Genomic DNA, 25,010 nt, shown 5'->3' on the forward strand with positions numbered 1-25,010 from the left:
GCCCCTGGCTTCGAAAGAGGCGGGGCCGCGCGGTTCGCGGCTTGTAGCTTGTAGCTGATAAGGAATCTTTTATGACCCAGAAATTCGACGTAGTGGTGATTGGTGCAGGTCCTGGCGGCTATGTGGCTGCCATCAAGGCTGCCCAACTTGGTCTGAAGACTGCCTGTATCGAGAAATACACCGACGCCGAGGGCAAACTGGCCCTGGGCGGCACCTGCCTGAACGTAGGTTGCATTCCGTCCAAGGCGCTGCTGGACAGCTCCTGGAAGTACAAGGAAGCCAAAGAGAGCTTCAACGTCCACGGTATCTCCACTGGCGAAGTGAAGATGGACGTCGCCGCGATGGTTGGCCGCAAGGCTGGCATCGTCAAGAACCTGACCGGTGGCGTTGCTACCCTGTTCAAGGCTAACGGCGTTACTTCGATCCAGGGCCACGGCAAACTGCTGGCCGGCAAGAAAGTCGAAGTCACCAAAGCTGACGGCACCACCGAAATCATCGAAGCCGACAACGTGATCCTGGCCTCCGGCTCGCGTCCGATCGACATTCCGCCGGCTCCTGTCGACCAGAACGTCATCGTCGACTCCACCGGCGCCCTGGAATTCCAATCGGTTCCAAAGCGTCTGGGTGTGATCGGTGCGGGCGTGATCGGCCTGGAGCTGGGCTCTGTATGGGCTCGCCTGGGCGCTGAAGTCACCGTCCTGGAAGCCCTGGACACCTTCCTGATGGCTGCCGACACCGCCGTGTCGAAAGAAGCCCAGAAGACCCTGACCAAGCAAGGCCTGGACATCAAGCTGGGCGCTCGCGTCACCGGCTCGAAAGTCAACGGCAACGAAGTCGAAGTGACTTACACCAATGCCGAAGGCGAACAGAAGATCACCTTCGACAAGCTGATCGTTGCGGTCGGCCGTCGTCCAGTGACCACTGATCTGCTGGCTTCCGACAGCGGCGTCACCATCGACGAACGTGGCTACATCTTCGTCGACGATCACTGCGCTACCAGCGTGCCGGGCGTGTTCGCCATCGGTGACGTGGTACGTGGCATGATGCTGGCGCACAAGGCCTCGGAAGAGGGCATCATGGTTGTCGAGCGCATCAAAGGCCACAAGGCCCAGATGAACTACGACCTGATCCCATCGGTTATCTACACCCATCCGGAAATCGCGTGGGTCGGCAAGACCGAACAGTCCTTGAAGGCCGAGGGTGTTGAGGTTAACGTAGGCACCTTCCCGTTCGCGGCCAGCGGCCGTGCGATGGCAGCCAACGACACCGGTGGTTTCGTCAAGGTTATCGCTGACGCCAAGACCGACCGCGTACTGGGTGTGCACGTGATTGGCCCATCGGCTGCCGAATTGGTACAGCAGGGCGCAATCGCAATGGAATTCGGCACCAGTGCCGAGGATCTGGGCATGATGGTCTTCAGCCATCCAACCCTGTCCGAAGCGTTGCATGAAGCAGCGCTGGCAGTGAATGGCGGCGCCATTCACGTGGCCAACCGTAAGAAGCGTTAATTATAAGAAACCACGGCGGGCTGCCCGTCGTGAGTCTTGCGTGCATGACTCACCGCGGAAAGTCCGCCGGATCGGACTACACGGGATAACCCGGGGTTAACGGTCACAGGTGGTGCGGCGCCAGCAATGGCGCAGCGCCGAAGCGCAGTACCTAACGAAGACGGTAAAAAGCATGAATCTTCACGAGTATCAGGGTAAGCAGCTGTTCGCTGAATACGGCCTGCCAGTTTCCAAGGGTTTCGCTGTCGATACCCCTGAAGCTGCAGCAGAAGCTTGCGACAAGATCGGCGGTTCCGAGTGGGTTGTTAAAGCCCAGGTTCACGCAGGTGGTCGCGGTAAAGCGGGCGGCGTCAAGCTGGTTCGCAGCAAGGAAGACGCCAAGGCGTTCGCTGCGCAATGGTTGGGCAAGCGCCTGGTAACCTACCAGACCGACGCCAACGGTCAGCCAGTGACCAAGATCCTGGTCGAATCCTGCACTGACATCGCCAAAGAGCTGTACCTGGGCGCTGTAGTCGATCGCTCGAGCCGCCGCATCGTGTTCATGGCCTCCACCGAAGGTGGCGTGGACATCGAGAAAGTCGCTCACGAAACTCCTGAGAAGATCATCAAGGCTACTATCGATCCGCTGGTCGGCGCTCAGCCGTTCCAGGGTCGTGAACTGGCATTCCAGCTGGGTCTGGAAGGCAAGCAAGTTGCACAGTTCGCCAAGATTTTCGTAGGCCTGGCCAAGCTGTTCAAAGAACACGACCTGGCCCTGCTGGAAGTCAACCCGCTGGTCATCAAGGCCGACGGCGACCTGCACTGCCTGGATGCGAAGATCAACATCGACGCAAACGCCATGTACCGTCAGCCTAAGCTGAAAACCTTCCACGACCCGTCGCAGGACGATCCTCGTGAAGCCCACGCTGCCAGCTTCGAGCTGAACTACGTGGCCCTGGAAGGCAACATCGGCTGCATGGTCAACGGTGCCGGCCTGGCCATGGGTACCATGGACATCGTCAACCTGCACGGCGGCAAGCCAGCCAACTTCCTCGACGTAGGTGGTGGTGCTACCAAAGAGCGCGTTACCGAAGCCTTCAAGATCATTCTGTCCGACAGCAATGTCGCGGCCGTTCTGGTCAACATCTTCGGCGGCATCGTTCGCTGCGACATGATTGCCGAAGGCATCATCGGTGCAGTGAAAGAAGTCGGCGTTAAAGTTCCGGTCGTCGTTCGCCTCGAAGGCAACAACGCCGAACTGGGCGCTAAAGTACTGGCAGAAAGCGGTTTGAACATCATTGCGGCAACCAGCCTGACCGACGCTGCTCAACAAGTTGTCAAAGCTGCGGAGGGCAAGTAATGAGCGTCCTGATCAATAAAGACACCAAAGTCATCTGCCAGGGCTTCACCGGCTCGCAGGGTACTTTCCACTCCGAACAAGCCATCGCCTACGGCACCAAGATGGTCGGCGGCGTTACCCCAGGCAAGGGTGGCACCACCCACCTGGGCCTGCCGGTGTTCAACACCGTCAAGGAAGCTGTGGAAGCGACTGGCGCTGATGCTTCGGTCATCTACGTTCCGGCTCCGTTCTGCAAAGACTCGATCCTGGAAGCGGCCTTCGGCGGCATCAAGCTGATCGTCTGCATCACCGAAGGCATTCCTACCCTGGACATGCTGGATGCCAAGGTCAAGTGCGACGAGCTGGGCGTTACCCTGATCGGCCCTAACTGCCCAGGCGTCATCACCCCAGGCGAGTGCAAGATCGGCATCATGCCAGGTCACATTCACTTGCCAGGCAAGGTCGGTATCGTTTCGCGTTCCGGCACCCTGACCTATGAAGCCGTTAAGCAGACCACCGACGCCGGCTTCGGCCAGTCGACCTGCGTCGGCATCGGCGGTGACCCGATCCCAGGCTCCAACTTCATCGACATCCTGAAGCTGTTCCAGGAAGACCCGAAGACCGAAGCGATCGTCATGATCGGTGAGATCGGCGGTTCGGCTGAAGAAGAAGCCGCGGCCTACATCAAGGCCCACGTCACCAAGCCTGTCGTTTCCTACATCGCTGGTGTTACCGCACCTGCGGGCAAGCGCATGGGCCACGCTGGCGCCATCATCTCTGGCGGCAAAGGCACTGCGGACGAGAAGTTCGCTGCGCTGCAGGACGCAGGTGTTAAAACCGTGCGTTCGCTGGCCGACATCGGCAAGGCCCTGGCCGAGCTGACTGGCTGGGAAGCCAAGAAGTAATACGCTTCACCCCCCACGCGCACAGAGGCCACCTTCGGGTGGCCTTTGTCGTTTACGGGTTGCGGCAATCCACAGCTAGCCGATTCTGTAGGAGCAGCCTTGTGCTGCGAAGAGGCCGGTGTGGGCATTAAAGATTAGTGATAGCTGCACTGGCCCCTTCGCATCACAAGGCTGCTCCTACAAGGGGAGAGGCATGAAGTGGGTTTTTCGATGGGTTTGATAGGGATTTTCACACAGACACTTTCCGCCGCGCTGCGATAATTACCCCGTCCCCGGTCGCACAGACGACAAACACATACGCACATCGGACAAGCAGCACTGTGCCAGTGCGTTTAACTGCTAAAACAGTTAATCTACGCGTTCACTCTGTGCCCGTCCCCCAAAAGGGAACGACACGCTAAACGGGTCTGGCTCACCAAGCCGGGCAGCATTTCCCTCATCCATAGGGAAATCCCCTCTCGAATCCCGATTTCAGCAGTGTGGTACTACCTTAAATGAAAGTTCTAAAAGGCCAGGATATCCTGGCGCTTGGCTTTATGACGTTTGCGCTTTTCGTGGGCGCCGGCAATATCATCTTCCCGCCTATCGTCGGTCTGCAGTCTGGCCCGCACGTGTGGATGGCGGCCCTTGGCTTCCTGGTGACCGCCGTGGGCCTACCCGTCATCACCGTGGTCGCGCTGGCCAAGGTCGGTGGCGGCATGGATGCCCTGAGCAGCCCGATCGGCAAGTTCTTCGGTGGCCTGCTGGCCGCCGTGTGCTACCTGTCGGTTGGCCCGCTGTTCGCGACGCCGCGTACCGCGACCGTGTCGTTCGAGGTCGGTGTGGCGCCGTTGACCGGTGAAAGCCCGTTGGCGTTGTTCATCTACAGCCTGGTGTATTTCATCGTGGTGCTGGCGGTGTCCATGTATCCGGGCAAACTGCTTGATACCGTGGGGCGTTTCCTTGCACCGCTGAAGATCATCGCCTTGGCCGTGCTGGGCATCGCTGCGTTCGCGCTGCCTGCCGGCACCATTGGTGAAGCGCAACCGGCCTATGCCGCCGCGGCGTTTTCCAAGGGCTTCTCCGATGGTTACCTGACCATGGACACCCTGGGCGCGCTGGTCTTCGGTATCGTCATCGTCAATGCCATCCGCTCGCGCGGTGTCGAATCGCCGAAGCTGATCACCCGCTATGCCATCATCGCCGGCCTGATTGCGGGTGTGGGCCTGGCACTGGTGTACATCAGCCTGTTCCGCCTGGGTGCCGGCAGCCACGAAATCGCGGCTGACGCTACCAACGGCGCAGCCGTACTGCATGCCTACGTGCAGCACACCTTCGGTTCGCTGGGCAGCGGCTTCCTGGCCGTGCTGATCGCCCTGGCGTGCCTGGTGACCGCGGTTGGCCTGACCTGCGCGTGCGCCGAGTACTTCAGCCAGATTCTGCCGCTGTCGTACCGCGCACTGGTGGTGATCCTGGCGGGCTTCTCGCTGCTGATTTCCAACCTGGGCCTGACCAAGCTGATCATGTTCTCGATCCCGGTGCTTACGGCGATCTACCCGCCGTGCATCGTGGTGGTGGGCCTGAGCTTCGTGAAGGACCTGTGGAACTCGCCAACGCGCATTCTTGCGCCGGTCATGCTGGTGTCGCTGGTGTTCGGTATTGTCGACGCGATCAAAGGCAGCAGCTTGGCGCATGTCCTGCCGGACGCCGCTGCACACCTGCCGCTGAGCGATCAAGGCCTGGCCTGGCTGGTGCCGTCGGTGGTCACCCTGGCCGCTGCTGTGGTCTGCGACCGCATGCTGGGCAAGCCGCGCGAAGCGCTGGCTTGATAGGTTGAAGCCTGAGGGCGGCACCGGCCACAAGCCGTAGGGTGCCTGCCAGCGGTTCTCACCTGAAAACCCCGCGTCCGAAAGGGCGCGGGGTTTTTGTTTGTGTGCAACGGCGATGGGCTGGGCAGGCAAAAACAATTTGTGACAGCGGTGTGTCTTTCCGTGCTTGCGGGCGTCGAAATGCGGTCTCTACTCTTGTGCACCTGGCTTTCGGGAAACCTGCATGAACTTCATTCAAAGCAATCTCAACAACCTGCTGGCAATCGCCTGGTTTGTCGCCTGCTGGGGCGGCTATACCCGCTATGCCATCTGGAAAGGCCGCGACACCGCCTGCCTGGCCAGCGTGCTGCACTTGTACCGTGAAGACTGGATGCGCCGCATGTTGCTGCGCGACAACCGCATTGCTGACGCCAGCGTGATCGGCAACCTGGAGCGCAATGCCTCGTTTTTTGCCTCCAGCACGCTGATTATCCTTGCTGGTATTCTGACTGTGCTCGGCGCTTCGGACCGGGCGCTGTCGCTGCTGGCTGACCTGCCTTTGGTGCAGCAGGCGTCCCAGGGCATGTCGGAAATCAAGCTGCTGTGCCTGGCGACCGTGTTCGTCTATGCCTTTTTCACCTTCAGTTGGTGCATGCGCCAGTACAACTTTGCAGCCGTGCTGGTCGGCTCGGCGCCGATGATTGGTGAGCGCCTGGTCAATGAACTGGAGCGCAAGGCTTTTGCCTCACGTGCGGCGAGGGTGCTGTCGCTGGCGGCCAACCAGTTCAACTTCGGGTTGCGCGCTTATTACTTTGGCATGGCCATGTTGAGCTGGTTTATCAGCCCGTGGTTATTTATGGGCATGAGTGTCGGCGTAGTGCTGATTCTGTACCGCCGCGAGTTCCATTCCGATGTGCTGGATGTGATGGTGTACACGCCCACGGAAAGTGCGCCGATTGATACCGCTAAAGAAAGTTCCGTTTCCGGTGCCTGAAACGTTTAATCTTTAAACTGCAGATACAAAAAAACCCGACATTGTCGGGTTTTTTTGTACGCGCCGATTACTGCTTGGCAGGTTCGGCCGGAGTAGCAGGTGCTGCTTCCGTCGACGGAGCGGCTTCTTCAGCTGCCTTCTGCTGCGCTTCGGCCTGATCTTTGGCGGCTTCGGCGTTTTCCTTGGCGGCTTCGTTCATCTTATCCTGAGCTTCGCCCATCTTTTCCTGGGCTTGCTCAGCGTGTTGCTGCGCGTCCTGGGCTTTATCTTCGCTCGCTTTATCGCAAGCGGCCAGGCCCATGGTAGCAGCCAGCATGAGAGCAAAAGCAAAAGGTTTACGCATGGGGGTGTTTCTCCTTGGTGGAATAAGTGACTTGTTCCTTCGAGTGCAACTACGCGGAAGAAGTTCCGCGAAGGTTACAGATATATAACCCCCCGTTCTATATAGACTTTTTAACGTTTTTATGCCGTTGCATCAGCGGCCCGGGAACTTGCGATGAGCGATTCAAGCTTGATGGCCATGGCCGAACGTTTTCTGTCGGCCTTGAAGCATTGTCAGTTGTTGCACATGCGCGTGGCACATGCCGACGCCGACGGCATGACGTTGATCCTGCCGTGGTCGCCTGCGATCGTCGGCAACCCGCAAACCGGCGCGGTCCACGGCGGGGCGCTGACCACGTTGCTGGACACCACCTGCGGCATGGCCACCCTGTGTGCACTGCCGCGATTCGAGGTGTGCCCGACCTTGGACCTGCGCATCGACTACATGCACGCGGCCGAATCCGGCAAGGACATCTTTGGCCACGCCCAGTGTTATCGGGTTACCCGGGATGTGATCTTCACCCGTGGCAGCGCCTACCAGGACGACCCCGACCGGCCGATCTGCCAGGTGGTAGGCACGTTCATGCGCCTGGGGCCGCAAGTCAAGGGCGGCCTGGGCTTTGGCAACCGGCTCAAGGAAGGTGACGCATGATCCCTCTAGAGGTCCGTCAACAGCTCAATGCGGCCCATGCGGTCGGTGACTACCGGCCCCTGCTGGCGTTGATTCCCTATGCTGGCTTGATCGGCATCGAATGCGAGCGCGAGGGCGAGGACCTGTTGTTTCGCCTGCCCGCCAGTGCAGACAACATTGGTAACCCTTTACTGCCCGCGATCCACGGCGGGGTGATCGCAGGCTTCATGGAGCTTTCTGCGGCGCTGTATCTGCTGATCTTCAGCGAGAGTGCGAGCATTCCCAAGGTCATCGACTTCTCCATCGACTACCTGCGCGCCGGGCATTTTCGCGACACGTATGCCCAGTGCCAGCTGTGGCGCCAGGGGCGACGGGTGACCAATGTCGCCATCACTGCCTGGCAGGGTGATCGGCAGTCGCCAATTGCCACTGCGCGGGCGCATTTCAAGATCGAACCGGAAAAGCCCTTGAAATCGTCTGGGCAGCCCCCATCTGCATGACATCCGCCATTAACGCAGGCCGAACTGGCTGCCAGGCGCCCACTGTCATCTGATCGGAGTTTTGAAGACCATGAGTGTGGAAACACAAAAGGAAACCCTGGGCTTCCAGACCGAGGTAAAGCAGCTGCTGCACCTCATGATTCACTCGCTGTATTCCAACAAGGAAATCTTCCTGCGTGAGCTGGTTTCCAACGCCTCCGACGCCGCTGACAAGCTGCGCTTCGAGGCCTTGGCCAAGCCGGAACTGCTCGAAGGCGGCGCGGATCTGCGCATTCGGCTGAGCTTCGACAAGGACGCCGGTACGATCACGCTCGACGACAACGGCATCGGCATGAGCCGCGAAGACGTCATCACCCACCTGGGTACCATCGCCAAGTCCGGCACCGCCGACTTCATGAAGAACCTCACCGGTGACCAGAAGAAGGACTCCCACCTGATCGGTCAGTTTGGTGTGGGCTTCTATTCGGCCTTCATCGTGGCTGACAAGGTCGACGTCTACAGCCGTCGTGCTGGCCAGCCAGCCTCCGAGGGTGTGCACTGGTCGTCGAAAGGCGAGGGCGAGTTCGAAGTCGCAACCGTCGACAAGCCAGAGCGCGGTACCCGCATCGTCCTGCACCTGAAGAAGGACGAGCAGGAGTTTGCTGATGGCTGGCGCCTGCGCAACCTGGTCAAGAAGTACTCCGACCACATTGCCCTGCCGATCCAGTTGCCAAAGGAGCAAGCCGCTGCCGAAGGCGAAGAACAGCCCGCCGAGGAATGGGAAACCGTCAACCGCGCCAGCGCCCTGTGGACCCGTCCGCGTACCGAAATCAAGGACGAGGAGTACCAGGAGTTCTACAAGCATATCGGCCATGACTTCGAAAACCCGCTGGCCTGGAGCCACAACAAGGTCGAAGGCAAGCTCGAATACAACTCGCTGCTGTACGTGCCGGCCCGCGCGCCGTTCGACCTGTACCAGCGTGAAGCACCGCGTGGCCTGAAGCTGTATGTGCAGCGCGTTTTCATCATGGACCAGGCTGAGTCGTTCCTGCCGCTGTACCTGCGCTTCATCAAAGGCGTGGTCGACTCCAACGACCTGTCGCTGAACGTGTCGCGCGAGATCCTGCAGAAAGACCCGATCATCGATTCGATGAAGACTGCGCTGACCAAGCGCGTGCTGGACATGCTGGAGAAGCTGGCGAAGAACGAGCCTGAGCAGTACAAGGGCTTCTGGAAAAACTTCGGCCAGGTGCTGAAGGAAGGCCCGGCCGAGGACTTCGCCAACAAAGAGAAGATCGCAGGCCTGCTGCGCTTCGCCTCCACCCATGACGACAGCGGTGAGCAGAGCGTCGCCCTGGCCGACTACCTGGCCCGTGCCAAGGAAGGCCAGGACAAGATCTACTTCCTCACCGGCGAGACCTACGCGCAGGTCAAGAACAGCCCGCACCTGGAAGTCTTCCGCAAGAAAGGCATCGAGGTCCTGCTGCTGACCGACCGTATCGATGAGTGGCTGATGAGCTACCTCAACGAGTTCGACGGCAAGAGCTTCGTCGACGTTGCCCGCGGCGACCTGGACCTGGGCAAGCTGGACTCCGAGGAAGACAAGAAGGCTCAGGAAGAAGTCGCTAAAGACAAGGAAGGCCTGGTCGAGCGCCTGAAAGGCGCGCTGGGTGAAAGCGTTGCCGAGGTGCGTGTCTCCCACCGCCTGACCGACTCGCCGGCTATCCTCGCCATCGGCGAACAGGACCTGGGCCTGCAGATGCGTCAGATCCTCGAAGCCAGCGGGCAGAAGGTGCCGGATTCCAAGCCGATCTTCGAGTTCAACCCGACCCACCCGCTGATCGAGAAGCTGGATAACGAGCAGAGCGAAGACCGCTTCGCCGAGCTGTCGCACATCCTGTTCGATCAGGCGGCCCTGGCGGCCGGTGACAGCTTGAAAGACCCGGCGGCCTACGTTCGTCGCCTGAACAAGCTGCTGGTCGAGCTATCTGCTTGAGTTGATGCAAAGGAAAGCCCGCTTCGGCGGGCTTTTTTCATGGTGAAGCCTTAAGGAGTGCTTGATGAGCAAGGTAATCGTCGAATCGCTGGTTTATCACCTGTCCGGCAAAACGTATGAAAGCCGTCTGGTCCATGAGCCCGGTGCGCTACCTAAGCCTGGCCTGGTGATGGCGCCGAACTGGATGGGGATTGGCGAAGGTGCCGAGCGCATTGCCAAGGAAGTGGCCGAGAAGGGCTATGTGGTGCTGATTGCCGACCTCTATGGGCAGTCGGTGCGGCCGACCAATGCCGATGAGGCAGGTGTGGCGATGATGCCACTGAAGAACGACCGCACCGAGCTGCGCAAGCGCATGAATGAAGCGCTGTCGCAGTTGCTGGCGCAGTCGAAGGCACTGCTGGACCCTGGCAAGGTGGCCACCTTCGGCTTCTGCTTCGGCGGTTGCTGTGCCTTGGAGCTGGCGCGTACGGGCGCCGACCTGAAGGCGGCGGTGTCGTTCCATGGCACGCTGGACACCCCGAACCCTGAAGATGCCAAGCGTATCAAGGGCTCGGTGCTGGTGTTGCACGGCGCAGCGGACCCGCTGGTGCCGAAGGCGCAACTGCCGGCGTTCGAGGAGGAGATGAACGCGGCCAAGGTCGATTGGCAGCTGCTTAGCTATGGTGGTGCGGTGCACTCGTTCACTGACCCGAATGCCAATGTACCGGGCAAGATGCAGTACGACCGCAAGACATCGGAGCGGGCGTTCCGCTCGATGCACAATCTGCTGACTGAAGTGTTCCAGCGCTGACAGTGCATGAGGGCCGCTGCGCGGCCCTTTCGCCGGCAAGCCGGCTCCCACCCGAACTGTGTAGCCTCCAAGTCTAGCGCCGCACCTGTGGGAGCAACTGTCTTGTGGTGCTTGTCCCGGCCTCTTCGCGGGCAAGCCCGCTCCCACAGGTATCTGCGCAGGCTCAGACCCTGTGAGGACCCTGTGGGAGCTGGCTTGCCAGCGATTGGGGCGCAAAGCGGCCCCCCATTTATCTTGGTAACGCGATCCGCGATGTCTCCCCCGGTACCGTAGGCCAATCCCCCGCAGCCCACCTCACCCTGGCCTGCTCGATCAAGGCCGGATCGCTCGCCACGAAATTCCAGTTCATCCGCCTCGGCCCATCCAGTGGCTCGCCGCCGATCAACACCAGCTGGCATTCACCCTCTGCATACAATGTCATCTGCTCACCCTCGGGCAGTACCACCAGGCTGCATGGCTCAACCTCCTCATCATTGAGCATCAACTCGCCATCCAGCAGGTAGAGCGCCCGTTGCACTGGCTCATCAGGTACCCGCAATGCAGTGGCGGGCTGCATCTGCACATGCGCGTAAAGGGTAGGGGAGAGCACGGGTACCGGCGATTCCAGGCAAAAGCCACTGCCCGCAATCATGCAGATGCGCACACCAAGGCTATCGCTCACCGGCAGGCTAGCCGCCGGGTGGTGGCTGTAATGGGGCGTGCCTTGTTCGAGCGCGCGGGGTGACGCCAACCACACCTGCAGGCCATGCAGGCGCGAGCCGCGGGCAAGCGCACCGGCAGGGGTGCGCTCGACATGCGCCACGCCACTGCCTGCCGTCATCCAGCTGACATCGCCTGGCTTCACGTGCTGTTCGGAGCCGAGGCTGTCCTTGTGCAGGATCTCGCCTTCGAACAGGTACGTCAGCGTCGACAGGCCGATATGCGGGTGCTGGCGGATGTCCATGCCATGGCCTGGGGCGTAGTCCGTTTCGAGCATGTGGTCGAAGAACACGAACGGGCCGACACTGCGGCATTGGGCCGAGGGCAGCGGGCGAAAAATCGGCTGGCCCTCGACCGACTCGGCACGTGGGCGGATGACCAGGGGGCTGCTCATGAGGGGCTCCAGGCAGGTTGCAAGTGCTCCAAGCATAGCGGTTTGCCGGGCAGGGCTGAACTGCTGCGCTTGGCGGTCGGTCTACCCTGTTCGAACCAGGAGAAGGAAGCTGCCCATGATCGCCAGAATGCTGGCTGGCGCGTTGTTGTGCGCAGGGGTGTGCCTGACGGCGCAGGCGCGTGATTACCGCTACAGTGACGCCCACCTGCACTACGTCGACTTTTTCCAGGAGACGGAGGGCATGCCGGCCTTGATCAAGGCCATGGATGAAGCCGGCATCGAGCAGTCGATGATTTCTGGTATTCCGGTGGCCAAGAAATGGCATGAGGACGAACCCAAGCGCCCGCGCTACTACGCCGGGGACGACGCCGATGCCTATTGGTACAGCGCGACCGATACCTACGTGGCGGCAGCGGTGCAAGAACTGCCCGCAGCGCAGCGCAAGCGCTTTCATCCGTTTCTGACCGGCTTCAACCCGGTGGACAAGAACGCGGTCAGCCATATCGAGCGCATGCTCGATCTCTACCCAGGGCTCTGGCAGGGCATTGGCGAGGTGTTCACCCGCCACGACGACCTGACGGCGTTGACCAGCGGTGACACCCCGCGCGCCAACAACGAGGCCATGACCCGCATCTATCACCTGGCGGCCGAGCGGGACTTGCCAGTGCTGCTGCACTCCAACATCACCTCCAAGCGTGAACGCAACCCACTGTACCTGGCCGAAATCGAAGAGCCGCTGCGCAATCACCCGCACACGCGTTTCATCTGGGCGCATGCTGGCAGCAGCATGGAAATTCATCGGCATCAGACGCAGATGGACTTTCTGCTGCCGGTGCTGACGCGCTTGCTGGAGGATTACCCGAACCTGTATGTCGACCTGTCGTGGAGCGTGCTCGAGCCTTATCTGCTGGATGACAAGGGTGTGCCGCGCAAGGCTTGGGTGGCGTTGGTAGAGCGTTACCCGGAGCGGTTCATGCTCGGGTCGGATGTGGTGGGCAAGTTTGGGAGCCTTGGCGAGCAGATGCACGGGTTCAAGCCGTTTCTGGATGCGTTGCCGGAGGCGGTGGCGCACAAGGTGGCCAAGGATAATTTTCTGGCTGTGTTGCCCAAGGCTAGGTAACACAAAAGAAAACGCCCCGAACCAGTCGGGGCGTTTTCATTACTGCTTCAAGGCCTTACTTGCCTTCCCAGCGCTTGAGCACCAGGGTAGCGTTGGTGCCGCCGAAGCCGAAGCTGTTGCTCATGACCGTATCGATCTTGGCGTTTTCTTCGGTTTGACGCAGGATCGGCAGGTCGGCGACCTCCGGGTCCAGCTCGTCAATGTTGGCGGAGCCGGCGATGAAGTTGTTTTCCATCATCAGCAGGCAGTAGATCGCCTCGTGCACGCCAGCGGCGCCCAGCGAGTGGCCCGACAGGCTCTTGGTCGAGCTGATCTTCGGTGCCTTGTCGCCGAACACGGCGCGAACACCTTTGATCTCGGCAACATCACCGACCGGGGTCGAGGTGCCGTGGGTGTTCAGGTAGTCGATCGGGGTGTCGACGGTGGACAGCGCCTGCTGCATGCAGCGGATGGCGCCTTCGCCGCTTGGGGCAACCATGTCGTAGCCGTCGGAGGTCGCGCCGTAGCCGACGATTTCGGCGTAGATCTTGGCGCCACGGGCCAGAGCGTGCTCCAGCTCCTCGACTACCACCATGCCGCCACCGCCCGCGATGACGAAGCCATCACGGTCGTTGTCGTAGGCGCGCGAGGCCAGTTCCGGGGTTTCGTTGCGCTTGGTCGACAGGGCGCCCATGGCATCGAACAGGAACGACTGGCTCCAATGCTCTTCTTCACCACCACCGGCGAAGACGATGTCTTGCTTGCCCCACTGGATTTGCTCCAGCGCGGTGCCGATGCAGTGTGCACTGGTGGCGCAGGCGGAGGAGATCGAGTAGTTCAGGCCCTTGATCTTGAACGGCGTGGCCAGGCAAGCCGAAACGGTGCTGCCCATGGTGCGGGTAACACGGTATGGGCCGACGCGCTTGACGCCTTTCTCGCGCAGGGTGTCCAGCGCTTCCATCTGGTTCAGGGTCGAGGCGCCGCCGGAGCCGGCAACCAGGCCGGTACGCGGGTTGGAAACCTGCTCTTCAGTCAGGCCGGCGTCCTTGATCGCGTCCTGCATCGCCAGGTAGGCGTAGGCCGCGGCGTGGCCGACGAAGCGGTAGACCTTGCGGTCGATCAGTTCTTCGAGGTTGAGGTCGATCGACCCGGAAACCTGGCTGCGCAGCCCCATTTCCTTGTATTCCGGGTTGAAACGGATACCCGGACGGCTGTTACGCAGGTTTTCGGTGACGGTCTCTTTGTCATTGCCCAGGCACGATACGATGCCCAGACCAGTGATAACGACGCGGCGCATGCGAATAACCCTTAGAAATTGTCAGTGGAGGTGAACACGCCGACCCGCAGGGCTTCGGCGGTGTAGATCTCGCGGCCGTCGACGCTGACCGAGCCATCGGCGATGGCCATGTTCAGCTTGCCCTTCAGGACGCGCTTGATATGAATGTTGTAAGTGACTTTCTTGGCGGTAGGCAATACCTGGCCGAAGAACTTCACTTCACCCGAACCCAGCGCACGGCCGCGGCCCGGCAGGCCTTGCCAGCCGAGGAAGAAACCGACCAGCTGCCACATGGCGTCAAGGCCCAGGCAGCCCGGCATCACCGGGTCGCCTTCGAAGTGGCAGGCGAAGAACCACAGGTCCGGATTGATATCCAGCTCGGCGACCAATTCACCTTTGCCGTACTTGCCGCCTTCTTCGCTGATATGGGTGATGCGATCGACCATCAGCATGTTCGGCGCGGGCAGTTGCGCATTACCTGGGCCGAACAGCTCACCGCGACTGCAGCGCAGCAGGTCTTCCCGAGTAAAGGCGTGTTGTTTGGTCATGCGAGCTCCTCAATAACCCCCTGCGGCAGGGGATGAATCTTCCCGGCCGGCCCGAAAAGCGATGACTCCGGGGCGGCAGCCTACAGGTAGACTATTGCGTTGTGGTGAAAGTCACAGTGCACCTGGCGAAAGAAGTACAGGTGTTCACTGAAACGTCTATTTTCAGGTCCGAAGAACGTCCTGTCCAGTCCTTAAGACTGCCGCACTTTAGCATTTATCGCCAGTCGCGGTTGTCTGACCGGGTAACCAGCGTTGCAGCGCCCGCTGCAGCTCGGTGCGGCGCAAGGGTTTGCTCAGGTAGTCGTCCATGCCCGCGGCCATGCAACGCTCACGGTCGCCCTGCAAGGCGTTCGCGGTCAAGGCGATGATCGGCACGTGGATGCCGTTTGGCAGCAGGCGGATGCGCTGGGTGGCTTCATAGCCATCCAGGTTCGGCAACCGGCAGTCCATCAGAATGGCGGCGAACGGTTGCTGGCTGACCTGTTCGACCGCCTGGATACCGTCTGCCGCCACGCTCACCTCAAGCCCCAGGCTGCGCAGCATGGCTTCGATGACGTTCTGGTTGACCGGGTTGTCCTCCACCAGCAGCACCCGCTCGCTGCCGGTAAGTGGGCGCTGTTCACGCACCGCCCCGGGCAGTGGCGCCTGGGCCGGTGCGGCCAGGGCCAAGGGCATTTCCAGGGTAAAGGTCGAGCCCAGGCCTTCGCGGCTCTCACCGCGCAGCTTGCCGCCCATGCGTTCGGCCAGCGTACGTGCGATCGACAGGCCCAGGCCCGTGCCGCCATAGCGCCGGGAAATCGAGCTGTCGGCCTGCTGGAAGGCCACGAACATCATTTCCAGGCGGTCGCTGTCGATGCCGATACCGGTATCGCGCACGCTGCAGGTGAACCACAGCAGTTGGCGGTCCAGCACCTGGCAGCGCGCTTCGACCTGCACCTGGCCCTGCTCGGTGAATTTCAGGGCATTGCCGACAAGGTTCAGCAGAATCTGCCGAATACGCGTGGGGTCGCCGTTCACGTTCAGGTGCTCGATGCCCGTCGGCATGTTCAGGTGCAAGCCAAGGCCACGTTGCTGGGCACTGTGCTGGAACGACTGGACACTGCTGGCGATCAGCTCGCCGAGGTTGAAGTCGATGCGCTCCAGCTCCAGTGCGGTGCGTTCGATGCGCGAGAAATCGAGAATGTCGTTGATGACCTTGAGCAGGTGCCCGGTGGACTCGCTGGCAACGGCGGTGTACTCGGCCTGCTCGCTGGTCAGGGGCGTGGTTTCGAGCAATTGCAGCATGCCCAGCACGCCATTCATGGGGGTGCGCAGCTCATGGCTCATCATCGCCAAGAAGTCCGACTTGGCCCGGTTGGCCTGTTCGGCTTCTTCACGGGCCTGGGTCAACTGGGCGATGGCGCGCTTCTGCTCGTCACTGGCTTGCTCCAGGGCGTTGGCCAGGTTGTTGATGTGGTGCGCCAGATGGCCCAGTTCACTGTCATCCACCACGGGCAGGGGCGTGTTGTACTCGCCTTGCTGAATGGCCTTGACCGCGTGGCCCATGTCGCTGATCGGCTTGGCCAGGCTCATGGCCAGGCGGCGGGCCAGCAGGAAGGTGAACAGCAGGGCGAACAGGGCCAGGATGCCCGCCTTGATGACGATTTCCTGCTGGCGCTGGCTGAAGGCGTCATCGGACATGCCCACGATCACCCGCCCCAGGTAGTCGTCGCCAATGGCCGGCGTGGAGGTGTTGCCGGGCTGCAGGAAGTCGGTGTCCAGGCGGATTTGCTGAAGGCGGATGGGCGCTTGGAACACTTCCACTTGCTGCGCCCGGTTGGCGCTTTCGTCGGACTGCTCAACGTAGACCAGGATGTGGTTGCGGCTGTCCTGCACCTCGAGAAAGCGCACGTGCGGAATGCTCAGGGTGGCGCGCATCAGCCCTTCGAGCACCTCGTTGTTGCCCGAGATAACCCCGTACTCGGAGGCGGGCGCCAGCTGGTTGGCGATCAGTTGGCCGGTGTGGTTGAGTTCCTGGCGCAAGTCCTGGATACGCACGAAGGTAAAGAAGCTGATCAGCAGCAAGGTCAGCAGCAGGGCCGGGCCAAGGCTGATGATCTGGGTGCGGGTGTGGATGTCCCAGCTCAGGCGTCTGCTCATGGGGTGGATTCTCCTTCGGCCAGGGCCTTGGCAGCGGCGTTCGGGTCGATCGGTTCAAGGCCCAGGGCGCGTGCCACCTGCTGGTTGCCACTGACGCCGTAGCGCGCCGGGTAAAGGCTTCGCGGCCAGCGCGCGGGTGGCTGGTCGAGCAAATGGTCGAGCACGGCCAGCCAGTCGTCCTGGTCGCTGTAGGTGCTGGCCAGGGCGCCTGCGCGAACGAAGCCGGCATTTGGGCCAATCAACGCCATTTGCCGGCCGTAGCTGCTGAGCAGCAGGTTTTTCGCCGTCTTGGGGTTGTACAGGGCGGGGTCGTCGAGGCCCAGCAGTACATCGCTGTTGCCTAACAGCTGTTGCAGGGGCCGGCTGTCACGTTGGTCGGGCCAGTCCTGGGCAATGATCTCAAGGCCCAGCGGGCGGGCGGCATGGCGCAGTTCATCCAGCAAAAAGGCACTTTGCCTACCGTAAAGCACCCCGATGCGTTGCGCCTGTGGCAGCAGGTAGCGCGCCAGGCGCAGTTGCCGGGCCAGGGGCGGGTCGCTCCACAGCAGTGTAAGGAAGGGGGGGCGCGACTTTCCCAGGCGCTGTTCAGCCTGTACTCGGCTGACCCGCATGGCCAATGCTGGTGGCCCGGCGTTTTCACTCAGGCGCCAGTCCAGCGCGGCACTGTCAAGCAGCACCAGGCGTTGATCGCCCTTGAGCTGGCTTGGGCGGGGCAAGTCGGCAGTGGTTTGGAAACGCACCCGATCATGCGGGCGATGGCTTTCGAATGCGGCGACGAAGCTGCGAATGCCGGGCTGATCCTCGCCACCGACCAGCAAGATTTCACCGGCGGACAGCGGCCCCAGGGGCCACAGGCAAAGCAGCAGCACGCGCAGCAAGCGGGCCATCAGAACTCCAGCTCCGCGCTGACACTCAGGCGGTGGCGGCTGTCGTAGCGGTTTTGCAGCGCAGTCGTGGGCTCATCGTCCAGGCGTTGTTGCCACAGCGCCGCCAGCTCAAGGTTGCTGCCCTGTACCCGGAAGCGCTTGGCCAGGCGCAGGTCCAGGCGCTCGTAGCGGTACTGGTTGAGGGCATCGTCACCGTAATAGAACAGCGCACTCGACCAGCCGTCGCCCCACTCGCGCATCCAGCCCGCCGAGCCGCTGTTGCGGGCGCTGAGGCGGCGGTCGTCGGGGTTGCTGGCCCAGGCGTCGACGTAGGCGTAGGTCACGCGCAGGCGGTCACGCAGGGTGGGGCGCCAGTCCAGTTGCGCCTCGCTGCCGGTGAAACGCGCCTTGTTGCTGTTGCTGGCGATGTATTGGTTGTTCTTCAAAGGCTCGCTGATCATTCCGGTGATCTCGTCGTAGAACAGCTTCACATCCATGCTCAGGTCGATGTCGCTGAAATAGCCGTTGTAGCCCAGCTCGCGCGAGCGCATGCGCTCTTGCTCGAGGTCGCCCGGGCCGCGGGTCTTGACGAAATACTCACCGTGCGGCTGGCCAAACGCACTGGGGTTGAGGTTTTTGACCGTGTAGCTCCAGTTGACGTTGTTCTCGAACATGTCGGGGGAGCGAACCGCTTCGGAATAGACAGCACGCAGGCCATGGCGCGGGGTGATCAGGTAGTTGACCGCCACCCGTGGGGTCAGCGAACTGCCAGACAGGCGCGCGTCTTCGAACATCGCCCCGCCCTGGATGATCCAGTGTTCGTCGGCCCGCCATTCCAGCTGGCCGAACAGGCGCCAGGTCTGGTCGACGAGGCTGCCATTGAAGTACGTCTGCGAGTCGGCACGATCATAGCGGTAGTTCATGCCGCTGAGCAGGCGCAGGCTGTCGGTCAGGCTCAGGGTGTCCTGGATTTCCAGGTCGTAGCGGGTTTCGCGGGTGCTCTGGTCGACATCGCCGCAGACCACATCGCGGCCACCTTGGTTGTTCCACTGGTCCTTGATGGCATCGACCAGCGCCTGTTCTTCGGGGTTGCTGCTGCGCGGTGGAGCGTTTGCGCCGCGCGCCACCAGCTCGGCAAAGTTCGGGTTCAACTGCCACAGGCGGGTCAGCTCTGGGCTGAACGACAGCGCCGCATCGCAGGCGCGCCAGACTTGCTGGCGGTCGAAGTGCTGGGCCGAACCCTGGACGTACAGGCTGTGCTCGGGGTTGAAGTCGATGTTCCAGCGTACCGAACCCGCGTAATCCTTGGCGTTGGCGTCGGTGTTGTCGCCGCGCTCGGTGACGTAGGGGAACACCGGCTGGTAGGTATAGGGGCGCTGGTTGCTGCCTTCTTTGGCCGCCAGTTGCCATTCCAGGGTCTGGTCGGGGGCCAGGGTGTGGCTGGCGCTGAGGTTGAAGCGGGTGAGGCGGCGGCTGTCACGGTAGTCCTGGCCGTACTGGTCCTGATCGAAGCCATCGTCTTGCTGGCCGGACACCGACAGGCGCATGTCGCCGCCGTCCCAGCCAAAACCATGGCTGGCGTAGAAATCGTTGATGCCATCCTCGCCGCGGGTGACCTTGAGGCGCGTGCCATGGCTGTCCGCCGGGTTGCGGGTGAGGATGTTGACCACGGCCATCAAGGCGTTGGCGCCATAGCTGACCGTGTTGGGGCCGCGGAACACCTCGATGCGCTCGATGTCTTCCATGGCCAGGGGGATGTCGCTCCAGTCCACCGTCGCCAGGCCCGCGCGGTACACCGAGCGGCCATCGATCAGCACCTGCATGCGCCGCGCGTCGTTGACGTTGCTGCCATGGTAGTTGACCGTCGGCTGGTTGCCGGCGCCGTAGCCGATCATCATGCCCGGCACCAGGCGCAGCAGTTCGGGGATATCGCGGGCGCCGCTGGCGCGGATCAGCTCACTGTCGAGCACGGTCATGCTGCCAGGGACCGCCGCCGGGGATTGTTTGAGCCGGGTGGCGGTCAGAACCTGCGGCAGGTCGGTGTTGTCGATGAACAGATCGTCGGCCATGGCCGGGCCGCCGAGCAGGGCAGTCAGAAGCAGAAGACGCGGGTAAGGAGGCGTGCCTGGGAACACGGTACGACCTTGTTTCAGGGATGAAACAGGCATGTTAACCGACCGCAGGGCTTTTGCCAGTGATCAGGGCTTCCTTGCCAGCCCTTTCGTAGGCGCTGGCACTGGCCCTGTCGAATACGCACCGTATAATGCAGCGTCGCCACTTAACTTTTGGCTTTAACGGATTAGATATGACTGAACAGCAGCCTGTTGCAGTTCTGGGAGGCGGCAGCTTCGGCACCGCCGTGGCGAACCTGCTGGCGGAAAACGGTGTGCCGGTGCGCCAATGGATGCGCGACCCCGAGCAGGCCGAGGCCATGCGTGTCAACCGCGAGAACCCACGCTACCTCAAAGGCATTCGCCTGCACGACGGCGTAGAGCCGGTCAACGACCTGCTGGGCACCTTGCAGGCCTGCGACCTGGTGTTCGTCGCTTTGCCGTCGAGCGCCTTGCGCAGCGTGCTGGCACCCCATGCCGAGTTGTTGCGCGGCAAGGGCCTGGTCAGCCTGACCAAGGGTATCGAGGCGCAGAGCTTCAAGCTGATGAGCCAGATCATCGAAGAAATCGCACCTCAAGCCCGTATCGGCGTCCTGTCGGGGCCAAACCTGGCCCGCGAAATCGCCGAACATGCGCTGACCGCCACCGTGGTCGCCAGCGAAGATGAACAACTCTGCCAACAGGTGCAGGCCGTATTGCACGGGCGTACCTTCCGCGTCTACGCAAGTGCTGACCGCTTCGGGGTCGAGCTGGGCGGGGCACTGAAAAACGTCTACGCCATTATTGCCGGCATGGCCGTGGCCCTGGGCATGGGCGAGAACACCAAGAGCATGCTAATTACCCGTGCCCTGGCCGAGATGACCCGCTTCGCCGTGAGCCAGGGTGCCAACCCCATGACCTTCCTGGGCCTGGCCGGTGTCGGTGACCTGATCGTTACGTGTTCCTCGCCCAAGAGCCGCAACTATCAGGTCGGCCACGCCCTGGGCCAAGGCCTGAGCCTGGAGCAGGCCGTCAATCGGCTGGGCGAAGTTGCCGAAGGGGTGAACACCCTCAAGGTGCTCAAGGCCAAGGCGCAGGAAGTTCAGGTGTACATGCCGCTGGTGGCGGGCCTGCACGCCATCCTGTTCGAGGGCCGTACCTTGAACCAGGTGATCGAGCACCTGATGCGCGCCGAACCCAAGACCGACGTCGATTTCATTTCCATCAGTGGTTTTAATTAAGCCGTCAGCGGCTTCGACCGGAACAAGGAGCGACACATGAACGATACGCCCGAACGCGCCCAGCGCGAGTCGATCATCCTGCGGGTGCTGTGGATGTTGGTGTTCCTGGTGGTCTGGCAATTGGCCGAGCTGCTGTTGGGCGGCCTGGTGCTGGTACAGCTGATCTACCGCTTGGTCTACGGCGCCCCCAGCGCCAGCCTGATGAACTTCGGCGATAGCCTCAGCCAGTACCTGGCGCAGATCGGCCGCTTCGGCAGCTTTCACAGCGACCAGAAGCCTTGGCCATTCGCCGACTGGCCAGCCCCGCGCGCCCCAGAAGGTGAGGCGCCCCATGCTGTGGCACCCGCGCCGCACCCGGTGCGTGACGAAGAGCCCAAGCTGTGAAGCTGTGGGTGCTGCGCCACGGTGAGGCAGAGCCTCGGGCCAACAGCGACGCCGAACGCCGCCTGACCAGCCATGGCCGCGAGCAGGTGCTGCACACTGCCGCGCGCCTGCTTGGGCAGCCGTTGCAGGCCATCATCGCCAGCCCTTATGTCCGTGCCCAGCAAACGGCAGCGCTGGTGCATGACACCTTGGATTTCCCCGCGCCAGTGCGCACCGCGGCCTGGCTGACGCCGGACAGCAATGTGCAGCAGGTGATCGGTGAAATCGAAAAGCTCGGCCTGGAGCACGTGCTGTTGGTTAGCCACCAACCACTGGTGGGGGCCTTGGTCTGTGCCCTGGAGCATGGTCATGTACAGCAACCGGCGCCCATGAGCACCGCCAGCCTGGCGGAGCTGGAAGGGGAGTGGCCGTTGGCAGGCCTGATGACCTTGCGCGCAATCAGTTCGCCAGCCTGACGCCTCTTGGCAACTGGCATTTCTGCCAGTTGCCGCTTCACTCGACCGCTTGCTAGCGTGGCGCCACATCGAATGAGTGGCCAGGCAGGGAGCAGTTGATGAAGGGTGATATGCAAGCGCTGTTACGTTCACTGGACTTGCAACCCACAGTAGACAAAGTGCAGGAAGGCGTGGTGCTGGACTTTGCCCGGTACAGCGTGTTGCGCGACTCGGCCGACGCCAAGCTTTATCACCTGATGGGCAAGGTGGGCGATGCTAAAGACGACCTGGGCGAGCTGCAGGAAGCCTGCCTGCGGGTGTCCCGCTTGCTGCAGACCAGTTGCCTGGCGCTGCGCCGATTGCAGCTCGACTATGAGGACCAGTGCCTGGCGCGTGAAGTGCTCGAGAGCCAGCTGGCCTATATGCAGGCCTGCCTGCAGCGTTCGCTGGCCAGTTTTGTGCGTACCCGATGACCTGATAGCCCTCGCCGATGACCTTTCCGGACATTGCCGAGCGGCCCCGCGATGCCGACAATGGGCCATCCTCCCACCGTCCGGACCAGGCGCCATGTCGCAGCACATCTTCTTTGCCCACGCCAATGGTTTCCCGTCTGCCACCTACGGCAAGCTGTTCGCTGCCCTGGCGCCGGACTATCACGTTCACCACCTGCCCCAGCATGCCCACGACCCGCGCTTCCCGGTGAATGAAAACTGGCAGAACCTGGTCGATGAATTGCTGCACCACCTGGCGCAGCAGGACGCGCCGGTCTGGGGGGTTGGCCATTCGTTGGGCGGGGTACTGCACTTGCATGCCGCCTTGCGTTGCCCCGAGTATTACCGCGGGGTGGTGATGCTCGACTCGCCGGTGCTGACCCGCGCCGATCAGTGGCTGCTGCGCACTGCCAAGCGTTTTGGCTTTATCGACCGCATCACCCCGGCCGGCCGCACTTTGGGGCGGCGCGAGGCGTTTGCCGATCGCGACAGCGCACGGGACTATTTCGCCAGCAAACGCTTGTTCCGCCACTTTGACCCCGACTGCCTGGAAGCCTACCTGGAGCATGGCTTGGAGCCCGCGCAAGAAGGGCTGCGCCTGCGTTTCGACCCGGCTACCGAGATCAGTATCTACCGCAGCATCCCCCATGCCAGCCCAGCGCCTGCCCGGCAACTGCAGGTACCACTGGCGATGGTGCGCGGCGAGCGCAGCAACGTGATCCGCCGGCACCACACGCTGGCCGTGCGCGGCATGGCCAAAGGCGAGTACCACAGCGTGCCGGGCGGGCACATGTTCCCCCTGGAACGCCCGACCGACACCGCCAGCCTGATCAAAGGCCTGTTCGACCGTTGGAGCCACGAATGAGCGCGCACATGGAGGAAATCCGCCTGAGCCTGGGCCATATCGAGCTGGCTGCGCACCTGTTCGGCCCTGAGGATGGGCTGCCGGTGATTGCCCTGCACGGCTGGCTGGACAACGCCAACAGCTTTGCCCGGCTGGCGCCGCGGCTGCAGGGCCTGCGCATCGTCGCCCTGGACCTGGCGGGCCATGGTTACTCGGAGCATCGCCCGCCTGGCGCCAGTTATGCCCTGGCCGACTACGCCCACGATGTGTTGCGGGTGGCCGAGCAGTTGGGTTGGCAGCGCTTTGCCTTGCTGGGCCATTCACTGGGGGCGATCATCTCAGTGCAACTGGCGGGCGCCTTGCCGGAGCGGGTCAGCCACCTGGCGCTGATCGATGGCGTCATTCCGCCCACCGGGGCCGAGCAGGACGCCGGTGAACGCCTGGGCATGGCATTGCAGGCGCAGCTGCGCCTGGATGGCAAACGTAAATCCGTCTACCCGGCGTTGGAGCAGGGCGTGCAGGCGCGCATGAAGGGTATGGTCGCCGTCAGCCGCGAGGCAGCCGAACTGTTGGCCCAGCGTGGGCTGATGCCAGTAGCGGGGGGGTACAGCTGGCGCAGCGACAGCCGCCTGACCTTGCCGTCCCCTGTTCGCCTGAGCCACGCGCAAGCCATGGCCTTTGTCAGGCGGGTGAGTTGCCCGGCCTGCCTGGTGGTGGCCGCCGATGGCATGCTGGCGCGCCACACCGAGTTGCTGGAGCAGCTACGCTTTGAGCAGGTGACGCTGCCTGGGGGGCATCACCTGCACCTGAACGATGAGCAGGGCGCGGCCCTTGTCGCAGACTGTTTCAATCGCTTCTTTGGCTTTGCTTGACTTGCACCGGACAAGTGCCGAGGCTTGGCGGGTTGAACAGGGAGACAACCATGCACATGCCAGACACGCTGGACCTTAGCTTCGGCGCTCCGCGCCGACTGGGCTGCCGATGAGCGCGCCCGTAACCCTCCGTACTACCCTCGCTGCCTGCTTCGTGCTCGCCAGCCCCTTGCTGTGGGCAGGTAGCCTGCCCGTTCCCGTGGATGCCAAAGTGGTCGACCAACGCCCTGCAGTGGAGCAGGAGCGCGTGTACCCCATGGGGCCTTTGCGCAAGATCAGCGGCCGCCTGCGGGTCGACGACAAGGTCGAAAGCCGTGGCCAGGTCAGCTCGGTCACCTATGAACTGCCGGTGGAGCGCACGGCCCGCGAAGCGTTCACCAGCGCCCGCGAAGCACTGCAACACGACGGGGGTTACCCGTTGTTCTGGTGCCAGGGCCGCGACTGCGGCGAAGCCAGCCTTTGGGCCAATGATGTATTCGGCAGTGCACGGCTCAATGGCGGAGACGAGCAGCAGGCGTTCATCCTCCTACGCCGTTCTGCAGAAGAGGCCGACACACTGGTGGCGTTGTACAGCGTCACCCGCGGCAACCGCCGCGCCTACCTGCACGTGGAAGAGTTCGTCGCTGCCAGCCCGCTGGGTGAGCTGCTGCCCACGGCCGCCACGGTGCTGCGCGAAATGCGCGACACCGGCAAGCTCGACTACCCTGACCTGAGCACGCCGCAACCTGCCTGGGTGGCGTTGTTGGGGCGTAGCCTCAACCTGGACAGCACCTTGCGCGCCAGCCTCAGCGGCAAAGAGGCCGAAGCGTGGCGTGAGCAACTGGTCAAGGCGGGCGTGCGCAGCAACCGGCTCGAGGTCGGCAACGCCCCCACCGATGGCCTGCACCTGGAACTGATCCGTTGA

General features: G+C 62.3%; 24 protein-coding genes. 17 read left to right on the top strand and 7 right to left on the bottom strand.

The window, feature by feature from the left end; translation table 11 throughout:
* Nucleotides 1-71 precede the first annotated feature (71 nt).
* The 5 genes from lpdA to AC5PZ0_RS01295 all read left to right on the top strand — a co-directional run bounded on the left by lpdA (nt 72) and on the right by AC5PZ0_RS01295 (nt 6,512).
* Nucleotides 72-1,508 carry a dihydrolipoyl dehydrogenase gene (gene lpdA / locus AC5PZ0_RS01275; protein WP_027592872.1) on the top strand — a complete coding sequence of 479 codons (1,437 nt, stop codon included), beginning with the start codon at nt 72-74 and terminating at the stop codon, nt 1,506-1,508.
* Nucleotides 1,509-1,680: 172 nt separating this feature from the next.
* Nucleotides 1,681-2,847, top strand: coding sequence for an ADP-forming succinate--CoA ligase subunit beta (gene sucC / locus AC5PZ0_RS01280; RefSeq protein ID WP_008091914.1), 1,167 nt, complete (start codon nt 1,681-1,683; stop codon nt 2,845-2,847).
* Nucleotides 2,847-3,731: a succinate--CoA ligase subunit alpha gene (gene sucD, locus AC5PZ0_RS01285; RefSeq protein WP_003254203.1), complete on the top strand. Its 885-nt coding sequence runs from the start codon at nt 2,847-2,849 to the stop codon at nt 3,729-3,731. The genes sucC and sucD overlap by 1 nt, the downstream gene beginning before the upstream one ends.
* Nucleotides 3,732-4,225: 494 nt before the next feature.
* Nucleotides 4,226-5,539: a branched-chain amino acid transport system II carrier protein gene (gene brnQ / locus AC5PZ0_RS01290; protein WP_027592871.1), complete on the top strand. Its 1,314-nt coding sequence runs from the start codon at nt 4,226-4,228 to the stop codon at nt 5,537-5,539.
* A gap of 223 nt (nt 5,540-5,762) precedes the next feature.
* A complete protein-coding gene (locus AC5PZ0_RS01295; RefSeq protein WP_027592870.1) occupies nt 5,763-6,512 on the top strand; it encodes a DUF599 domain-containing protein in 750 nt (249 codons plus the stop codon).
* 67 nt (nt 6,513-6,579) lie between these two features.
* On the opposite strand, the gene AC5PZ0_RS01300 is transcribed toward AC5PZ0_RS01295, so the two are convergent.
* Nucleotides 6,580-6,855: a hypothetical protein gene (locus tag AC5PZ0_RS01300; protein ID WP_027592869.1), complete on the bottom strand. Its 276-nt coding sequence runs from the start codon at nt 6,853-6,855 to the stop codon at nt 6,580-6,582.
* Between the two features lie 153 nt (nt 6,856-7,008).
* Between AC5PZ0_RS01300 and AC5PZ0_RS01305 the strand changes: the two genes are divergently transcribed.
* From AC5PZ0_RS01305 to AC5PZ0_RS01320, 4 genes are all read left to right on the top strand, one after another.
* A complete protein-coding gene (locus tag AC5PZ0_RS01305; RefSeq protein WP_274888178.1) occupies nt 7,009-7,485 on the top strand; it encodes a PaaI family thioesterase in 477 nt (158 codons plus the stop codon).
* Nucleotides 7,482-7,964, top strand: a complete 483-nt coding sequence (locus AC5PZ0_RS01310; RefSeq protein ID WP_238215980.1) for a PaaI family thioesterase — start codon at nt 7,482-7,484, stop codon at nt 7,962-7,964. Before AC5PZ0_RS01305 ends, AC5PZ0_RS01310 begins: the two co-directional genes overlap by 4 nt.
* A gap of 70 nt (nt 7,965-8,034) precedes the next feature.
* Nucleotides 8,035-9,939: a molecular chaperone HtpG gene (gene htpG / locus AC5PZ0_RS01315; protein WP_027592866.1), complete on the top strand. Its 1,905-nt coding sequence runs from the start codon at nt 8,035-8,037 to the stop codon at nt 9,937-9,939.
* Nucleotides 9,940-10,003: 64 nt separating this feature from the next.
* Nucleotides 10,004-10,729 (top strand): dienelactone hydrolase family protein, encoded by a 726-nt coding sequence (locus tag AC5PZ0_RS01320; protein WP_274888181.1) that lies wholly within the window; start codon nt 10,004-10,006, stop codon nt 10,727-10,729.
* 229 nt (nt 10,730-10,958) lie between these two features.
* Here the strand turns inward: AC5PZ0_RS01320 and AC5PZ0_RS01325 are convergent, their stop codons facing one another.
* Nucleotides 10,959-11,822, bottom strand: a complete 864-nt coding sequence (locus AC5PZ0_RS01325) for a pirin family protein (protein ID WP_493854141.1) — start codon at nt 11,820-11,822, stop codon at nt 10,959-10,961.
* 115 nt (nt 11,823-11,937) lie between these two features.
* Between AC5PZ0_RS01325 and AC5PZ0_RS01330 the strand changes: the two genes are divergently transcribed.
* The gene (locus AC5PZ0_RS01330; RefSeq protein WP_493854142.1) at nt 11,938-12,942 is read left to right on the top strand and encodes an amidohydrolase family protein; all 1,005 of its coding nucleotides are present in this window, start codon (nt 11,938-11,940) and stop codon (nt 12,940-12,942) included.
* Between the two features lie 55 nt (nt 12,943-12,997).
* Here the strand turns inward: AC5PZ0_RS01330 and fabB are convergent, their stop codons facing one another.
* The 5 genes from fabB to AC5PZ0_RS01355 form a co-directional block, all read right to left on the bottom strand.
* Nucleotides 12,998-14,218 (bottom strand): beta-ketoacyl-ACP synthase I, encoded by a 1,221-nt coding sequence (fabB, locus tag AC5PZ0_RS01335; protein WP_027592862.1) that lies wholly within the window; start codon nt 14,216-14,218, stop codon nt 12,998-13,000.
* 11 nt (nt 14,219-14,229) lie between these two features.
* Complete coding sequence (gene fabA, locus AC5PZ0_RS01340) at nt 14,230-14,745, bottom strand: 3-hydroxyacyl-[acyl-carrier-protein] dehydratase FabA (RefSeq protein WP_027592861.1); 516 nt, start codon at nt 14,743-14,745, stop codon at nt 14,230-14,232.
* Nucleotides 14,746-14,952: 207 nt separating this feature from the next.
* Nucleotides 14,953-16,884 (bottom strand): ATP-binding protein, encoded by a 1,932-nt coding sequence (locus AC5PZ0_RS01345; protein WP_027592860.1) that lies wholly within the window; start codon nt 16,882-16,884, stop codon nt 14,953-14,955.
* A complete protein-coding gene (locus AC5PZ0_RS01350) occupies nt 16,881-17,771 on the bottom strand; it encodes an ABC transporter substrate-binding protein (protein ID WP_085272569.1) in 891 nt (296 codons plus the stop codon). Before AC5PZ0_RS01350 ends, AC5PZ0_RS01345 begins: the two co-directional genes overlap by 4 nt.
* On the bottom strand, nt 17,771-19,918 hold the full coding sequence (locus tag AC5PZ0_RS01355) for a TonB-dependent receptor plug domain-containing protein (RefSeq protein WP_172960343.1): 2,148 nt from the start codon (nt 19,916-19,918) through the stop codon (nt 17,771-17,773). Before AC5PZ0_RS01355 ends, AC5PZ0_RS01350 begins: the two co-directional genes overlap by 1 nt.
* Nucleotides 19,919-20,055: 137 nt before the next feature.
* On the opposite strand from AC5PZ0_RS01355, the gene AC5PZ0_RS01360 reads away from it, so the two are divergent.
* The 7 genes from AC5PZ0_RS01360 to AC5PZ0_RS01390 all read left to right on the top strand — a co-directional run bounded on the left by AC5PZ0_RS01360 (nt 20,056) and on the right by AC5PZ0_RS01390 (nt 25,010).
* Nucleotides 20,056-21,081, top strand: a complete 1,026-nt coding sequence (locus tag AC5PZ0_RS01360) for an NAD(P)H-dependent glycerol-3-phosphate dehydrogenase (protein WP_099428728.1) — start codon at nt 20,056-20,058, stop codon at nt 21,079-21,081.
* Nucleotides 21,082-21,117: 36 nt separating this feature from the next.
* On the top strand, nt 21,118-21,465 hold the full coding sequence (locus AC5PZ0_RS01365) for a DUF4389 domain-containing protein (protein ID WP_027592856.1): 348 nt from the start codon (nt 21,118-21,120) through the stop codon (nt 21,463-21,465).
* The gene (gene sixA / locus AC5PZ0_RS01370; protein WP_493854143.1) at nt 21,462-21,920 is read left to right on the top strand and encodes a phosphohistidine phosphatase SixA; all 459 of its coding nucleotides are present in this window, start codon (nt 21,462-21,464) and stop codon (nt 21,918-21,920) included. The genes AC5PZ0_RS01365 and sixA overlap by 4 nt, the downstream gene beginning before the upstream one ends.
* A 110-nt stretch (nt 21,921-22,030) precedes the next feature.
* Nucleotides 22,031-22,372, top strand: a complete 342-nt coding sequence (locus AC5PZ0_RS01375) for a hypothetical protein (RefSeq protein WP_027592854.1) — start codon at nt 22,031-22,033, stop codon at nt 22,370-22,372.
* A 94-nt stretch (nt 22,373-22,466) separates the two neighbouring features.
* Nucleotides 22,467-23,255: an alpha/beta fold hydrolase gene (locus AC5PZ0_RS01380; protein WP_027592853.1), complete on the top strand. Its 789-nt coding sequence runs from the start codon at nt 22,467-22,469 to the stop codon at nt 23,253-23,255.
* Nucleotides 23,252-24,106, top strand: coding sequence for an alpha/beta hydrolase (locus AC5PZ0_RS01385; protein WP_099428729.1), 855 nt, complete (start codon nt 23,252-23,254; stop codon nt 24,104-24,106). Before AC5PZ0_RS01380 ends, AC5PZ0_RS01385 begins: the two co-directional genes overlap by 4 nt.
* A 109-nt stretch (nt 24,107-24,215) precedes the next feature.
* Nucleotides 24,216-25,010: a DUF4892 domain-containing protein gene (locus AC5PZ0_RS01390; protein ID WP_265967956.1), complete on the top strand. Its 795-nt coding sequence runs from the start codon at nt 24,216-24,218 to the stop codon at nt 25,008-25,010.

The sequence above is a fragment of the Pseudomonas sp. 5.2 genome (assembly GCF_059025405.1).

Bases quoted from the DNA above. Each gene is read 5' to 3' on its own strand.
- lpdA (WP_027592872.1), top strand. From the start codon at position 72: ATGACCCAGAAATTCGACGTAGTGGTGATTGGTGCAGGTCCTGGCGGC.
- sucC (WP_008091914.1), top strand. From the start codon at position 1,681: ATGAATCTTCACGAGTATCAGGGTAAGCAGCTGTTCGCTGAATACGGC.
- sucD (WP_003254203.1), top strand. From the start codon at position 2,847: ATGAGCGTCCTGATCAATAAAGACACCAAAGTCATCTGCCAGGGCTTC.
- brnQ (WP_027592871.1), top strand. From the start codon at position 4,226: ATGAAAGTTCTAAAAGGCCAGGATATCCTGGCGCTTGGCTTTATGACG.
- AC5PZ0_RS01295 (WP_027592870.1), top strand. From the start codon at position 5,763: ATGAACTTCATTCAAAGCAATCTCAACAACCTGCTGGCAATCGCCTGG.
- AC5PZ0_RS01300 (WP_027592869.1), bottom strand. From the start codon at position 6,855: ATGCGTAAACCTTTTGCTTTTGCTCTCATGCTGGCTGCTACCATGGGC.
- AC5PZ0_RS01305 (WP_274888178.1), top strand. From the start codon at position 7,009: ATGAGCGATTCAAGCTTGATGGCCATGGCCGAACGTTTTCTGTCGGCC.
- AC5PZ0_RS01310 (WP_238215980.1), top strand. From the start codon at position 7,482: ATGATCCCTCTAGAGGTCCGTCAACAGCTCAATGCGGCCCATGCGGTC.
- htpG (WP_027592866.1), top strand. From the start codon at position 8,035: ATGAGTGTGGAAACACAAAAGGAAACCCTGGGCTTCCAGACCGAGGTA.
- AC5PZ0_RS01320 (WP_274888181.1), top strand. From the start codon at position 10,004: ATGAGCAAGGTAATCGTCGAATCGCTGGTTTATCACCTGTCCGGCAAA.
- AC5PZ0_RS01325 (WP_493854141.1), bottom strand. From the start codon at position 11,822: ATGAGCAGCCCCCTGGTCATCCGCCCACGTGCCGAGTCGGTCGAGGGC.
- AC5PZ0_RS01330 (WP_493854142.1), top strand. From the start codon at position 11,938: ATGATCGCCAGAATGCTGGCTGGCGCGTTGTTGTGCGCAGGGGTGTGC.
- fabB (WP_027592862.1), bottom strand. From the start codon at position 14,218: ATGCGCCGCGTCGTTATCACTGGTCTGGGCATCGTATCGTGCCTGGGC.
- fabA (WP_027592861.1), bottom strand. From the start codon at position 14,745: ATGACCAAACAACACGCCTTTACTCGGGAAGACCTGCTGCGCTGCAGT.
- AC5PZ0_RS01345 (WP_027592860.1), bottom strand. From the start codon at position 16,884: ATGAGCAGACGCCTGAGCTGGGACATCCACACCCGCACCCAGATCATC.
- AC5PZ0_RS01350 (WP_085272569.1), bottom strand. From the start codon at position 17,771: ATGGCCCGCTTGCTGCGCGTGCTGCTGCTTTGCCTGTGGCCCCTGGGG.
- AC5PZ0_RS01355 (WP_172960343.1), bottom strand. From the start codon at position 19,918: ATGCCTGTTTCATCCCTGAAACAAGGTCGTACCGTGTTCCCAGGCACG.
- AC5PZ0_RS01360 (WP_099428728.1), top strand. From the start codon at position 20,056: ATGACTGAACAGCAGCCTGTTGCAGTTCTGGGAGGCGGCAGCTTCGGC.
- AC5PZ0_RS01365 (WP_027592856.1), top strand. From the start codon at position 21,118: ATGAACGATACGCCCGAACGCGCCCAGCGCGAGTCGATCATCCTGCGG.
- AC5PZ0_RS01375 (WP_027592854.1), top strand. From the start codon at position 22,031: ATGCAAGCGCTGTTACGTTCACTGGACTTGCAACCCACAGTAGACAAA.
- AC5PZ0_RS01380 (WP_027592853.1), top strand. From the start codon at position 22,467: ATGTCGCAGCACATCTTCTTTGCCCACGCCAATGGTTTCCCGTCTGCC.
- AC5PZ0_RS01385 (WP_099428729.1), top strand. From the start codon at position 23,252: ATGAGCGCGCACATGGAGGAAATCCGCCTGAGCCTGGGCCATATCGAG.
- AC5PZ0_RS01390 (WP_265967956.1), top strand. From the start codon at position 24,216: ATGAGCGCGCCCGTAACCCTCCGTACTACCCTCGCTGCCTGCTTCGTG.